The organism is Shewanella carassii (assembly GCF_019670705.1).
In the GTDB taxonomy this organism is placed as follows: Bacteria; Pseudomonadota; Gammaproteobacteria; order Enterobacterales; family Shewanellaceae; genus Shewanella; species Shewanella carassii.
The window spans coordinates 993,224-1,007,402 of record NZ_AP024618.1; the positions used below are offsets into that span (position 1 = coordinate 993,224).

A 14,179-nucleotide genomic window follows, 5' to 3' on the forward strand; every position below is an offset into this window, starting at 1 on the left:
ACGGACGCTCTTAGAAGGAAGTACGTTTGTAGCGGCGATACTCAGGTTGCCAGAAATTACTCTCGATAGCCTGTTGCAACATCTCATCGGAAGTCGGCAATGCGTGGCCTTGCTCGATGGCGACCTTGCCGACGGCAAAGGCGATGTGCTTGCTGACCTTCTGGATCTCTTCCAGCTTAGGCAGCAGGGAACCACTGCCGTTGAGTGCCAGCGGTGAGCATTCTGCCAAGGCGCGGCTAGAGGCCATCAGCATCTCATCAGAGACCCGCTTGGCACCACTGGCCAATACCCCAAGGCCTATGCCGGGGAAGATATAGCTGTTGTTGCACTGGGCGATTTCATAGGTCTGGTTGTCTATGACCACAGGCTCAAAGGGGCTGCCGGTGGCAACCAGCGCCTGGCCATTGGTCCAATGCAGAATATCCTTGGGCGTGGCCTCAACCCGGCTGGTGGGGTTGGACAGTGGGAACACTATCGGTCTTGGGCAGTGGCTGTGCATGGCGCGGATGATCTCCTCGCTGAATAGCCCTGGGGCGCCGGAAACCCCGATAAGCACTGTTGGCTTGCCGTTGTTGACCACATCCAGCAATGAGATGTTGTCACCAAAGTTGCTCCATTGCTGCAGCTCTTCGCGCTTTTGCGCCAGCTTCTGTTGGAATGGCAACAGGTTGGGCATATTGTCTTGCAACAGTCCCCAGCGATCGACCATAAACACCTGGCGCCTGGCCTGCTCATCACTGATCCCTTCGGAAACCATCTGCGCAATAATCGCTTCGGCGATGCCACAGCCTGCGCTGCCGGCGCCGAGGAAGGCAACTCTTTGCTGGCTCAACTGAGTGCCGGCGGCCTTACAGGCGGCGAGCAGTGAGCCAACTGTGATGGCGGCGGTTCCCTGAATGTCATCATTGAAACAGCAGTATTTATCCTTGTAACGCTCCAGCAGCGGCATGGCATTTTTCTGGGCGAAGTCTTCGAACTGGATCAAGGCCTCGGGCCAGCGGCGATGAACCGCCTGCATAAAGGCTTCAATAAATTCCAGATATTCTTCACCGCCTATGCGCTGGTGGCGCCAACCCATATACATGGGATCTTCCAGCAGATGCGGGTTATCTGTTCCCACATCCAGGGTTATGGGCAGAGTGTAAGCCGGACTGATGCCGCCGCAACTGGTGTAGAGCGACAACTTTCCAATCGGGATCCCCATACCGCCGATCCCCTGATCGCCCAGCCCCAAAATACGCTCACCATCGGTAACCACTATCACCTTCACCTTGTGACGGGTGGAGTTGTTGAGGATGTCGTCGATGCGATCTTTGTTCGGGTAGGAGACAAACAGGCCGCGGTTACGGCGGTAGTCTTTGGAGAAGCGCTCACAGGCCAACCCGACGGTTGGGGTGTAGATGATAGGCATCATCTCTGTGATGTGGTTCTGAACCAGACGATAGAAGAGGGTCTCGTTGGTGTCCTGGATGTTGCGCAGATAGATATGCTTGTCCAGATCATTGCTGAAGTTCTTGAACTGATCGTAGGCACGTGAGGCCTGCTCTTCGATCGTTTCAATCACGTAGGGCACCAGGCCTTCGAGGTTGAAGAAAATACGCTCTTCCTCGGTAAATGCACTACCTTTGTTGATCAACGGCGCTTCGAGAATAGCCGGACCGGCAAAAGGCAGATATAAGGGGCGTTTATTATCGTCCATGGCTAACCTTTTTATGTTCTTTGCTTGTGGATGACGGGCTGTGATCTAAATCCGCATAGGTTACCATGAAATGTGATCTTTGTTGTTGGTGGGCGAGGGCTTGTGCAAAATATTTGTTTAAAACGCGGCAAGTTCGGTTGCCGGTGTCAGAGATGGTAATGACACAAAACGAAGAACCAGGCAGATGCCTGGTTCCAAAGGAGATATCAGCTGTTGCTTGTTGGCTTATTTACCGCGGTATTTAAGTGACAAGCCCTTGATAAAGTTACGCATCAACTGATCACCACAGTAGCGGTAATGCTTGTGCTCCGGATTGCGGAACAGGGCGCTTAGCTCAGCCTTGCCGATACGGAAGTTGGCCAGTTCAAGAATGGCAATAATATCTTCTTCTTTCAGTTCCAAGGCGATTCTGAGTTTCTTGAAGATGATGTTGTTGTTCAGGCTGGGTAGCGGCTGCGGAATGCCACTGCCGGGACGCAGACCGCGTTTATCGATGATCACGGCATCGAGAAACTGGCACAGGGTACGATCGTCACAGGGACGGAACCCTTCTTCATCTTCTTTCTTGAGCAGGCCAGCCAGCTCAGCTTCACTCATTTCACGCTTCATTTTGGCGTAGAGACGCAATACCTTGGAGTCGTTGAAATTAAAGACAAAGCGCAAGCGGCGCAGAATATCGTTGTTGGTCATGAATGTCCCTGGGCCGGTTTGACTCCCGGCTTAGTTTTAACACTGTCTGGCGATTGACTTAGGTGCGTTAGGCGCGGAGGCTCCGCAGTATTGCGGCATTATACCTAAAAGCCGGGCAGATTTGCCGCTTTTTCCAGTGGACAGTTCGCGGCCGTTTCGCGCACCGCCTGTCGCAGCTTGTCGTGAAGGGCGAACACCCGGCCTATATCTTTGAGTGACCAAGAGGTGTTTTCCAGCACCACCAGATTGAAGCCCGAGTCCGGATAATAAATCGCCGTGCTGATATAACCCGCTATGTAACCACTGTGGCTGAACTCCAGGGGCAACTCAGGGCTCAGTTGTATTCCGGCGGCATAATTCAGCTCGCCCCAACGATGGGGGCGTTTGCCTCTCGGCGCCAGCAACTGCAGATAGCCGCCACGGCTAAGCAGTTGCCCCTGATGCAGGGCCTGCTGAAAATCGGCAAAGGCAGAGGCGGAGCCAATAAGGGCGCCGCTGGCCAGCAGCTTATCTGTGAGAGTCAACTGCTCGGCCACGCTCTCAAAGCCGCTGTCTGTCTCGGCTCTTCCTATCGCCAGATGGGGTAACTGTTCCTGGATACTTTCAATACTGCCGGTGCGGGCCTTGAGCTCAAGCCCCTCGGCATCAAAGAAGCGCTGCAGCAATTGATTACCGCTGTTGCCTTCACGCTTGAGGATCTCGGCCAGCAGCCAATAATTGTCATTGCTGTATTTAAAATCGCTGCCCGGGGTGAACAGCAGGGCTTGTCCTTGGATGCCTATGCCGGATGTGTGACTCAGCAGCATGGCAACTGTGATGGCCGGATCCAGTTCGGCCTCTTTGCCGAGCAGGGCGGCGGCGCTGTCATTGAGCTTGAAATCGCCTCTTTCTATCGCCCGCATCACCAAGACGGCAAACACTTGCTTTGACAGTGAACCCAGCACAAATTGGCTATCAGAGGTGATGGGGTTGCCCTGGCTTTCTCCGGCCGCATGGCTCAGCAGTGTCTTTTTACCTTGCCTCAACTCGATTACGCCGCTGAAGGGCAGGGGGTTTTGCTTGATTATCAGCTGCAGCTGTCGTGTCAGCTCATGGCTGTGGCAGACAGATGGCGCCGAACCCTTGCCTGGTGCCGGCTCTTGTTCGGATTTCGGCGCAGCGCTTAGGCTAAGAGTGAATCCCAGCACGCAGGCCATGGTGATGCCTTTGACTGTCGATGAGAGTTTTAGCCCCAAAAAGCGCGGCTGCGCCAGCGGTGAGCAGTTCATGCAACTTCCTTATTTGATGTAGCAATACCAATAGATAAACAGCAGCGCAAAGCCAAACAGGTAACCGAGTCCCAGCCAGCCCCAGAGTTGCATGCCCCTGCCGTAACGGGCCTCAGTCGGCAGGGTTTTGGAACTCATCAGCCGTAGATTCAACTAGGCAAAGATGCAGGTGGTCATAAAGGCCTGGATCATCACCAATTCCAACAGTGATAGCAAGGCACCCTTAAAGAACAGGAGCACCAGCCAGGCCAACTGCCAGCCAAATTCGGCGCCGGCACGGGTTGAAGCCACCAGATGCGAGGCGCCTATGGCCGCTGCGGCCACCAGAACGCCCGGGCCTAGGGAATCCCCAGATAATTCCCTTTTTATTCAATTTAGTAGACACGCATGGTGTTGATTGATCTAATTGATTTCGCCAAAAAACTACCAGATCCAACACCATGCGTGATGTCCACATCTTACACGATTTACTCAAAAAGCAATGCCCACAAATACATCAAAAACGGCTTAATTCTCTGATGGTTGCTACAGAAGCGTTACTTGATGGCAATCAGTTGTCACTGACTCAGCTTGGTCGCAATATCTCTGGCGCGGTGGCGCCAAAGCACAACATCAAACGGATAGACAGGCTACTCGGCAACCCGCATCTACACTCTGATAAATTCGCTATTTATCAATGGCATGCCAAGTTACTCTGTGCAACTAATCCCATGCCGGTAATCCTCATTGATTGGTCTGATGTCCGTGAACAACTGCGGATGATGACATTGCGAGCCTCTGTCAGTGTGCAAGGGCGCTCGGTTACCCTGTATGAGCGTACTTTCACGTTTGCCGACTACAATGCTCCCCGCAGTCATAACGCCTTCTTGGCTGAGTTGGCACAGGTGCTGCCATCCCATGTTTGTCCACTGATTGTCACCGATGCGGGTTACCGCAATACCTGGTTTCGGGAGGTGGAACGATATGGTTGGTTTTGGCTTGGCCGTGTCCGTGGGGATGTCGGCTTTCTCCTGGCCAATCATGCCCAATGGCAGTCGAATAAGTCGCTTTATCCCTCCGCCACGGCGAAAGCCCGGCATATTGGTTACGTAAAACTGGGACGAAAATCGCCTATGCGCTGTCATTTACATCTGTACAAGGCTGCGCCGAAACATCGAGCCGACAAGCGGTCATCCAAAGCAGGACGCAATCATACGGCACAACAAAGTTACCGTCTTGGCAGTAAAGAGCCTTGGTTACTGGCAACCAACTTGCCTACTGAGGCGTTCTCGTCAACGCAGGTGGTCAAACTTTATGCCAGACGGATGCAGATAGAAGAAACCTTTCGCGACCTCAAAAGTCCCCAATACGGCATGGGACTCAGACAAAGCCGCAGTCGTTGTCCACGCCGTTATGATGTGTTGTTGCTGATAGCTTTGTTGGCAGAAATCCTGCTTTGGTGCATCGGTCTGGCTGCCAGGCATCTGGGATGGCAGCGGAGGTTTCAAGCCAATACGATACGTGACAGAAACGTGCTATCTGTGCTCAGGCTCGGCAAAGAGGTGAGACGACGTCCGGAATACTCAATCAAAGAATCGCATTTTCGCTGGGCTTGGGGTGAATTTCTTAAACTGGTTAACACCTCTGGGAGGCCCGAATTATAAGGGGATCCTCCAGCACCCGGGCCCATGGCGGCCATTAGGTGCCTAAGGTGAATGAAAGAAAAACCTTTGCGATTCAGTATGGTGTCATTCATGGCGCGCTCTTTTCCCGGGCCAGTAAGGATTCGATATTGACCAGCGCGGAACGGATCTCCCTGAGTAACATCAGCTGCTCATAGTTGTTGTCATGTCCATTCGAGCTGGGCTCCTTGTGATCCAAACGCTCTTTTTGTGCCAGTACAGCGGCGCGAAATCCGTCAGCATCGACTATGCCAACCAGGCTTATCAGGGCGTCATTGCCGGATTGTCCGGCGGTTTCCACCTTGAGTTTCTTCAGACCGAACAGGCGCATCAGTGGCCCCTGAATAAGCGCCATGTCGGTGATTTTATCCAAGGGCACAGTATTTTCGGTGCGGGTCAGCAGGCCGCGGCGCACCACTAGCTTACGCTCGGTCAGCTCGGCGCTCATGTTGGCGATATAGCGGCGTGTGCCCCACAAGCCAATGGGCAGCCATAGCAGCAACAAGGGAAGGCCGACAATACTGAGGCAGAGGGCTAAGGAAGGTGCGAATAAGTCCTCGTGGCACTCTGGCTTGCACAGCAATTGGTGTTCAAGGCATCTGACTGAAGGCATGCCGGGGCCTGTCGAAGTCGGATAACGCAGAGAGCCGGTTGCTGTGCAAGCCCCAAAGGGCGTGGCTTACAGGCCTGCCTGCTGTGTTGTGTTTCTTGCAAAGGGCTTGGGCCATTTGCTGCGAACCACGCCTTGCATCCAGGCCTGTAAGCCGACGCAGAGCACACATGGGACTTGTTTGCACCTTCCCGACTCCAGACATCAACCAATAGAGTCCGAGATTATCGGCAAAGCGAGCCTGAAGCAGTGGCGCGGCGGCTGTGGACATGGCGACTTCCTATATCAGTAAAATCAAATTTACCTCGGGTAGAGGCATTGACTTTAGATATTAAAGAGTTAAGTTGAATCGGTAAATGTTGAAAAAATATGACAGCACGGAAGTTTGTAGTCGTGGTTGTTTTCCACAAAAACAGCTGAAAAAATTAGGGATAATTATGAACAGACCTCACCTTGTCCTGAGTGCCTGCGCCGTCGCACTTGCCTTGACCCCTACCGGAGAATCCTTCGCGGCCGAGGAGTCTGTGGAGCGTATCGAAGTCACAGGCTCGCGGATTAAACGTACCGATATGGAAGGCCCATCGCCCATTCAATCCATAGGCAAGGAAGATATTGCCAACATGGGCTACGACAACCTGCAGCAGTTGCTGGAAAGGATGCCGGCGGCCGGGGCCGGCACTTTCTCCACCCGCGGCAACAGCCAGGACTCTACCGCCAACGGTGCCGCCGCCATCAGCCTGCGTGGTATGGGGCCGGATGCGACCCTGGTGCTGATCAATGGTCGCCGGGTTTCCATCAGTGCCTTTGCCGAAGGGGTCAGCAATTCTTTTGTCGATATCAACAGCATTCCCGTATCGGCCATTGAGCGGATAGATATACTCAAGGACGGCGCCTCGGCCATCTATGGCTCGGATGCCATCGCCGGGGTGGTCAACATAGTGCTGAGGAAAAACATCGAAGGCATTGAAGTCAATCTCGGCTATGGCGCCACAGATGGCCCCAATTACAACGAAAAGACCGCCAGTCTGGTGTGGGGCACCATGAGTGACAAGGGCAGCGCGTCTGTGATCCTGGATTACTTCAGCAACTCGACCCTGAGCGCCGATGAGATGGGGCAGTTTGGTACCGCCAATCAGTCGCCCTGGGGCGGGGAGGATTTCCGTTCCTCGCGGGGCTTTCCCGGGTATTTCTATGTCAATGGCGTCAAGACCATAGATCCGGCTTGTCCGGCCGATTCCGCCACATCGAGCGGCAGCTGCCTGTTCGATTATGGCCCCTATAACTTGGTAATCCCCGAGGCCGAGCGCATAGGCGCCATAGGTCAGTTTGAGTATCACCTGAGTGACGCCCTGACCGCCTTTTTGGAGTTGGCGGCTCAGCACAATACCTCCAAGGCCGGTGGCGCCGCCACACCGCTGGATGAAACCGCAGGTTTGACGGTTCCCGGTTCACATCCCAACAATCCTTTTGGTCAGGATATTGACATAGGTCGCTTCCGCACAGTGGATGCCGGTCCCCGCCGCTGGGATATCGAGTCCGACAGCTTGAGATTAGTGGCCGGTCTGCGCGGCAGCTTCAAGGAGTGGGACTGGGAAGTCTCGGCCCAAAAGGGGCGCAGTGAGTCGACCCAGACAGGGGATCGCAGCCAGGGCTGGGTGCGGGTGGACTATCTGCAGGAGCAAATCAATCTCGGCAACTACAACCCCTTTGGCGGCACCATCAACTCACCCGAGGTGATAGATGCCATTACCACCAGTCTGGTGCGTCAGGGCAAGTCACACATTACCGCCTATGATGCCAGCATTTCGGGGCATGCCTTTACCCTGGCAGACAGGGATATCATGCTGGCGGCCGGGATGGAATATCGTGAAGAGGATGTCAGCGATGTGCCCGATGAGCAGTTCCAGCGCGGGCTTATCTTCGGGACTGAAGCGGTTTCCGCCGCGGCCGAGCGCGATCAGTATGCCGCCTACCTGGAGTTTTCCATTCCTGTGACCGACAGCTTTGAGCTGCAACTGGCGGGGCGCTACGATCATTACAGCGATTTTGGCTCCACCACCAATCCTAAGGTGGCATTCCACTGGGGCATGACGGAAGACTTGAGTATGCGCGCCTCCTGGGCCCAGGGATTCCGGGCACCATCGTTGGCTCAGATAGGCCTGGGCCCTTCGGAAAAGAGTAACTTCTTTAAAGATACCTATGCCTGCGCCGCTCAGGGTATCTCCGAGGCCGACTGTGAGGTACTGGATTACAACACGGTATTTGCCGGTAACCCGGATCTGGACGCCGAGGAGTCGGAAACCTGGAACATAGGTATGATCTGGGCGCCGAGCCAGAAGTTCGATATCGGCTTCGATATCTGGAACATCACCCAGGACAACAAGATAGACGAGCAGCCTCTGGGCGATATCTATGCCGCCAACTGTAATGATCAAAACAGCGCTATCTGTGTGCGCCTGCCCCCCGCCGGTGGCGAGCCGCTCGGGGTGCTTGATGTGATTCACTCAAGCTTTGTTAACTTAAGCTCCCAGGAGGCCCAGGGCCTGGATATCTCGGCTCACTACGGCCTGGAGCTGGACAGCTATGGCGATCTCAAGTTTGGCCTTGAGTGGAGCTATCTGGATAAGTTTGAAAAGGACGGCCTGGATTATACCGGCGAGTATGAGTATCCCCAGTACCGCTGGCTGGCCAGCACTAACTGGACCATGGGCGACTTTGCCGCCAACCTCAATGTCAGCTATATAGGCGAATTTGAAGATACGCCGGACATCAATTTCGACGGCGCCCTGGACTTTACCGAAAACAAGTCACGTATGGTGGATGCCCAGTTCCTGGTGGACTTGCAGGCTTCCTACCGTTTCAACGAGATGTTCAAGTGGACGCTCGGGGTCAACAACCTGTTGGATGAAGAGCCGCCGTTTGCCATAGGCGATGGCGATGCGGATCTCTATGGCTATGTGATGTCTGTGCATAACCCCAGAGGCCGTTTCATCTACACCAAGGTCAGTCTTAACTTCTGAGGCAGGCACCCGGCCCTTGATGGCAAACTGACAAGGGCCGGATGCTAGAGAGTTGAGATAAGAAGTGAGACATAAGCGCCGAGAAATAGGGACTGAGTGACAAGCTTGAGGCAGTGGGAGTATCTTGTTGCTGTTGACCTTATCATCATGGCGCCAGCGGGCGCCTTTTCTGCCACCATACCTGCGTTAGCCATTGCTTATGGCGACAGGGCAATTTAAGGAAAGTAATATGATTCGACTCTATGGCACGCCGCGAAGCCGGGCGCTGCGGGTTTCCTGGTTGTTGGAAGAGTTGGAACTGCCCTGGGAGTTCCACTTTGTGGATATGGCCAAGCAGCAGAACCGCACTCCTGAGTTCCTGGCGCTTAATCCCTGCGGCAAAATCCCCGTGCTCGAGGATGACGGTCTGGTATTGACCGAATCGGCGGCCATTATGCTCTATCTGGCCGAGCGTTACGGTGAGGGGCGTCTGTTGCCCAAGCCCGGCACGGTAGCCTCCGGGCATCATCATCAATGGTTGAGCTTTGTGATAACCGAGTTGGAGCAGCCGTTATGGACCATGGGCAAGCACAGGTTTGCCTTGCCGGAGCAGCAGCGGGTGGCGGCGATTCAAGCCACTGCCGTATGGGAGTTCAACAAGGCCGCGGCCATTGCCGAGCAGTGGCTGCCTGATAGCCCATTTTGGCTCGGTGATGAATTGACTGTGGCCGATATACTGCTGGCCCATACTCTGAACTGGGCCACCATTTTTGAGCAGCAGATCCCGCCCAAACTGGCGGCTTACCGAGACAGGCTTAACCTGCGTCCGGCAATGAAAAAGGCGCTGGACAAAGCCAGCGCCAATTTAACTGATTAATTCAAACTCTGGTTTCAAAGCCGCGGTATTTCAGGGCCGTGATATTTCAGAGCTGCGCGGCCGCCCACTTGGCGCGGCTTTCGCGGCTCTCACCCAGCCCGCCTTGCTGCTCTCTGAAGGCCTTGTAGGATTCCACATCCAATGGCACCAGGCTGATATCCACTTCCAGCACCAGTTTGCACTCTTTCTTGATCCGCCAGGCAGCGGTGTTGTACAGCTCAGTGAGTGGCAGCGAGCTTAAAAACTCAGGGTTGTACTGGGTGTAAATCGCCTGGGTGGGATAAACCACAAAGGCCAAACGGCGCTTGGGTTCTTTCTTGAACATGGCCTCGATACCATCACAGGTGTTCAGCACCTGCATCTCGATAATATCGTCGATTTCCAGCAGTTTTTTCTGAGCCAGTTCGCTTACCTGCGCCTCGCCCGCTTCCCAGGAGAGCAACTCGGCTTCATCGACTTTCAGCAACTCGGCGGCCTGGGCGGTGCCCAAGCCAAGAGATTGGCGCAGGCACTGAAACTCGATGGCGTTGAGCGGATATTGTTTGGACATAATGCTTCCTGTTTTTTCTATGTGTCTGATGGCGTGGCGCCTAGGGAATGCCGACCTGTGTCAGCTTTGCAGCCAGACGTCTTCGACCCATTGCCAGAATGACTCCCAGCAATCTTCTTCATCCAGGCCGTCCTGGTTCCAGAAGTAGACCACACCTTCCTGATCTATGCAGTAAAAGTCATCACCGGTTTGGCAGATGGCAATCAGATCTCTGGGCATTCCCAGCGACCAGGCATAGGAGGTCACTTCCGGCAGATAGGTGTGGGACTGGGGATCGGCAGCGGTCACCGGCTCCAGGCTGCCATAGATAACATCGCTGGCATGCAGCAGATATTCTTTCAGCTCCGCAGGCAAAGGGATGAGTATTTGCTCTTCGATATCCACCAGATCTTCAAAGCCGGGCAGATCCAGCGGTACAGGAACCTGCTCTGACAGTTCCTGCAGTTGCTCTATGATTTCATGCATGATTTTACGCTTTGGCCGAGGGTCAATGCGCTGGAGTATAGCGGCTTGTTGGCCGCTGACAAGCTTTGTCAGGCGACTATGGTATTTTCTATGCCAAGAGTCTGGGTTTGTTGGCGTTTATAACCCAACCAGGCCTTGTGGTACAGCTTGTGTGATTCCTGGCGTAGCTTCTGGATCCGGGCCAGTTCCAGCTCGCTCAGCGGCCTTTGCTCGCGGGCAGCCTTATGTTCCATCGCCTGCACCTCTTCATAGACTTGGTGCTCGGCGCCGTTTTTGATGGCGGCAATCTCCCTTAAGTGCAACTGAACTTCGGCAATCAGGCCACTTTTCGGCAGTTGCAGCAGCAGGTTGATATCCCGATAGCCAGAGGCCTTTGGCTGGGCAAACCTGTCTTTGACCTGTAGCACATTGGCCTGTTGATTCAGGGTGTCAAAGGCCAGCTGCAGGTCATCAAGGTTGTCGGCTATCAGGGTGGCTCGCACCAGATCTGTCAGGGCGGCGGGGTCGTTATTCAGCTTGTGCGCCACCTTGGCTTCGGCCCGTTGACGCTCTTTCACCTTGGCCAGTTGCAGCTCGGTCTGGCTCTGATTGGCTATCTGTGACAGGAGACTGTGCAGTTCATTTTGTGCCATCGGTGCCTGCTGATAGAGGGCATTGAGGCTGGAGACGGGCTGCCTTGGGGGGCTGAAGCTTTGTTTCTTGAGGGCATTGAATGGATGGGCCGAGTTTTGGCGCAGGCTGTAGCCGCTGTCGTCTCTCGGTTCAGCTTCATACTCTGAAGGTTGAGCGTAGGCGGTGCGCGCCGAAAGCAGTAACAGGAAAACCAGGAAAGTGCGGAATAATCGGGTCATGGGGCCTCGCATTCAGAATGACTTCTAAGTGGCTTTGACTCCAATGTAGCACTTTGCTCTGAACCCTTGCTGAACCTCAAATGAAACTTTATTCATCTAAAAACAAAGGCGCCTTGAGGCGCCTTTGTTGGCAAGCGTAAAATTACCAGATTTTCACGCGCTGGGCCGGCTCAATATACATGCCGTCACCTGGCTTCACATCAAATGTGCTATAGAACTGCGGCATATTGGACAGTGAACCTATGGCGCGGAACTTGGCCGGTGAATGAGGATCTGTGGCCACTCGGTTGCGCATGGCTTCCTCTTTGATCTTGGCGCGCCAGATTTGAGCGAAGCCGAGGAAGAAGCGTTCATCACCGCTCAGACCATCGATTACCGGAGCCTCTTTGCCCGCCAAGGATTTTTTGTAGGCCTTGTAGGCTATGGTGACACCAGAGAGATCGCCGATGTTTTCACCCAGGGTCAGACTGCCGTTAACGTGCAGGTCGTCAAACACATAGTAGCCGTCGTACTGGGCGATAAGCGCCTTGCCGCGAGCGGCAAATTCTTTCAGATCCTGCTCGGTCCACCAGTCGCGCATATTGCCTTCGCCGTCGAACTTGGCACCCTGATCGTCAAAGCCGTGCCCCATCTCATGGCCGATAACCGCACCTATACCACCATAGTTGACGGCATCGTCGGCAGCCATATTAAAGAAAGGTGGCTGCAAGATGGCGGCCGGGAACACGATTTCGTTCATGGTCGGGTTGTAGTAGGCGTTGACGGTTTGTGGCGTCATGTGCCATTCGCCCTTGTCTATGGGGCTGCCCAACTTGGCCAGTTGCTTCTGATGTTCCACTTCACCGGCGCGGATCTCGTTACCGACCAGGTCGTCAGCCTTGATAGTCAGCTTGCTGTAGTCTTCCCACTTGTCGGGATAGCCGATTTTCGGGTTGAACTTGGCCAGTTTTTCCTTGGCGGCAACTTTGGTGTCTGCGCCCATCCACTCAAGTTCATCTATGCTGTCGGCGTAGGCACCGCGCAGGTTTTCCACCAGATGCTCCATCCGCTCCTTGGCTTCAGGGGCGAAGTGGCGCTTGACGTATACTTTACCCACGACTTCACCCAGCAAGCTGTTGACCTTGGCTACACCGCGCTTCCAACGAGGTTCCTGTTCTTGCTGGCCGTTGAGTGTCTTGGCGAAGAACTCGAAGTTTTCTTTATCCAGCGGCTCGCTCAGATCTGAGGCGAAGTGGGTCAACAGCTGCCAGCGCATATATGTCTTCCAGGTCGCCAGATCTGTGTCTTTGACTATCTGGTTCAGGCCTTCGATAAAGCTGGGCTGATTGATGATGATATCGGCTTGCTTGTCGGCGCCAAGCGCAGTCAGGTAGGCGTTCCAGTCGATATCCGGCGCCAGTGTTGACAGTTCTTTGACCTCAAATTTGTTGTAGGTCTTGGTGCTGTCACGGCTTTCAACCACATCCCAATGCTTGGCGGCGATGGCGGTTTCCAGCTTCATGATGGCTTCGGCGCTTTGCTGTGGCTCGGCGAAACCGGCCAGGGTGAACATCTTGGCGATATGCTCAACAAAGGCCTTGCGAATGTTGACGAAACGCTCACCTTCGTTGAAGTAATAGTCTTTCTCCGGCAGGCTCAGGCCGTATTGCCAGATATGGGTGGCATAGCGGCTGGAGTCCTTGGCATCAACATCGATATAGAAGGCCATGGGCGTGCCGCCACCGAGAATTTGGCTCTTGCCGAAGTAGGCCGCCAGTGCTTGCTTGTCTTTGATGGCATCTATGATTGCCAGCTCACTCTCCAGTGGCTTGATCCCCAGCTGGTTGAGCGTATCGCTGTCCATAAAGGAGCGGTAAAGGTCGGCCACTTTTTGCTCGTCACTGCCGGGCTTGAGATCTTTGCTCTGCGCCACCTCTTCAATAATGGCTTTGACATCGTCACGGGATTTTTCCCTGAGATCATAGAAAGCGCCTGTGCTGGTGCGATCTGCCGGGATCTCTGTGTTCTTGATCCAGCCGCCGTTGACATAGGTATAGAAGTCATCCTGAGGACGAACAGACTTGTCAAAGTTGGCAAATTCAATTCCCGAGCCCAGTGCTTGGCTGATGGCTGCGGCAGTTGCGGTTTTGGCGACTTCCGGCTGTTTGGCTGTTTCAGCCTGGGTCTCAGCCGTTTTGTCATTACAGGCAGATAGGCCTGCGATGAGTGAGGCACACAATCCCCCAATGAGTACTTTTCTCATGCTGTTTCCTTTTCTTTGTTCTTTGCTGTCCCGCGAGGGGGCATTTTTATCAGATTGGCTGCACACCCGTTTGTTCGGGAAAACCGCAGTGATGCCTATGTTAAGGCTAGTGCGGGAATGTAAACAAGTCCCGCAGCGGCGACAGCGAGCCTCTGCGGCGCGGGAGTTGTAAGCAAAGGTTACAGGCGCTTATTTGAGTGAGCGTTTGACAGTCTTTGCCCTTTAGCGCGTCAGGCTCCATAATGGCGCGCAATTGACACGGCATAA

The 14,179-nt window shown here is 54.3% G+C and carries 13 protein-coding genes; 3 read left to right on the top strand and 10 right to left on the bottom strand.

Annotated elements, in window-relative coordinates:
- Positions 1–10 precede the first annotated feature (10 nt).
- The 5 genes from K5621_RS04560 to K5621_RS20145 form a co-directional block, all read right to left on the bottom strand.
- Positions 11–1,699 (bottom strand): NAD-dependent malic enzyme, encoded by a 1,689-nt coding sequence (locus K5621_RS04560; RefSeq protein WP_100142604.1) that lies wholly within the window; start codon positions 1,697–1,699, stop codon positions 11–13.
- A 225-nt stretch (positions 1,700–1,924) separates the two neighbouring features.
- Positions 1,925–2,389, bottom strand: coding sequence for a YehS family protein (locus K5621_RS04565; RefSeq protein WP_025009045.1), 465 nt, complete (start codon positions 2,387–2,389; stop codon positions 1,925–1,927).
- Between the two features lie 104 nt (positions 2,390–2,493).
- Positions 2,494–3,657 carry a serine hydrolase domain-containing protein gene (locus K5621_RS04570; protein WP_221050556.1) on the bottom strand — a complete coding sequence of 388 codons (1,164 nt, stop codon included), beginning with the start codon at positions 3,655–3,657 and terminating at the stop codon, positions 2,494–2,496.
- A gap of 9 nt (positions 3,658–3,666) precedes the next feature.
- Complete coding sequence (locus K5621_RS20140) at positions 3,667–3,795, bottom strand: hypothetical protein (RefSeq protein WP_373289235.1); 129 nt, start codon at positions 3,793–3,795, stop codon at positions 3,667–3,669.
- A 15-nt stretch (positions 3,796–3,810) separates the two neighbouring features.
- Positions 3,811–3,981, bottom strand: coding sequence for a hypothetical protein (locus tag K5621_RS20145; RefSeq protein ID WP_221050557.1), 171 nt, complete (start codon positions 3,979–3,981; stop codon positions 3,811–3,813).
- Between the two features lie 116 nt (positions 3,982–4,097).
- Between K5621_RS20145 and K5621_RS04580 the strand changes: the two genes are divergently transcribed.
- Entirely contained in the window at positions 4,098–5,300 is a 1,203-nt protein-coding gene (locus tag K5621_RS04580; protein ID WP_221050558.1) for an IS4 family transposase, read from the top strand.
- Between the two features lie 88 nt (positions 5,301–5,388).
- On the opposite strand, the gene K5621_RS04585 is transcribed toward K5621_RS04580, so the two are convergent.
- Positions 5,389–5,931 (bottom strand): PH domain-containing protein, encoded by a 543-nt coding sequence (locus tag K5621_RS04585; protein ID WP_221050559.1) that lies wholly within the window; start codon positions 5,929–5,931, stop codon positions 5,389–5,391.
- A 434-nt stretch (positions 5,932–6,365) separates the two neighbouring features.
- Here K5621_RS04585 and K5621_RS04590 point away from each other — a divergent pair, with 434 nt between their 5' ends.
- Positions 6,366–8,948 (top strand): TonB-dependent receptor, encoded by a 2,583-nt coding sequence (locus tag K5621_RS04590; protein WP_101095511.1) that lies wholly within the window; start codon positions 6,366–6,368, stop codon positions 8,946–8,948.
- A 229-nt stretch (positions 8,949–9,177) separates the two neighbouring features.
- Positions 9,178–9,804: a glutathione S-transferase family protein gene (locus K5621_RS04595; RefSeq protein WP_221050560.1), complete on the top strand. Its 627-nt coding sequence runs from the start codon at positions 9,178–9,180 to the stop codon at positions 9,802–9,804.
- A 46-nt stretch (positions 9,805–9,850) separates the two neighbouring features.
- Here the strand turns inward: K5621_RS04595 and K5621_RS04600 are convergent, their stop codons facing one another.
- From K5621_RS04600 to K5621_RS04615, 4 genes are all read right to left on the bottom strand, one after another.
- On the bottom strand, positions 9,851–10,354 hold the full coding sequence (locus K5621_RS04600) for a DUF4447 family protein (protein ID WP_221050561.1): 504 nt from the start codon (positions 10,352–10,354) through the stop codon (positions 9,851–9,853).
- Between the two features lie 60 nt (positions 10,355–10,414).
- The gene (locus K5621_RS04605) at positions 10,415–10,819 is read right to left on the bottom strand and encodes an SMI1/KNR4 family protein (protein ID WP_221050562.1); all 405 of its coding nucleotides are present in this window, start codon (positions 10,817–10,819) and stop codon (positions 10,415–10,417) included.
- A gap of 68 nt (positions 10,820–10,887) precedes the next feature.
- On the bottom strand, positions 10,888–11,670 hold the full coding sequence (locus tag K5621_RS04610) for a RelA/SpoT domain-containing protein (RefSeq protein ID WP_221050563.1): 783 nt from the start codon (positions 11,668–11,670) through the stop codon (positions 10,888–10,890).
- 142 nt (positions 11,671–11,812) lie between these two features.
- Positions 11,813–13,912: a M13 family metallopeptidase gene (locus tag K5621_RS04615; RefSeq protein WP_221050564.1), complete on the bottom strand. Its 2,100-nt coding sequence runs from the start codon at positions 13,910–13,912 to the stop codon at positions 11,813–11,815.
- Positions 13,913–14,179 lie beyond the last annotated feature (267 nt).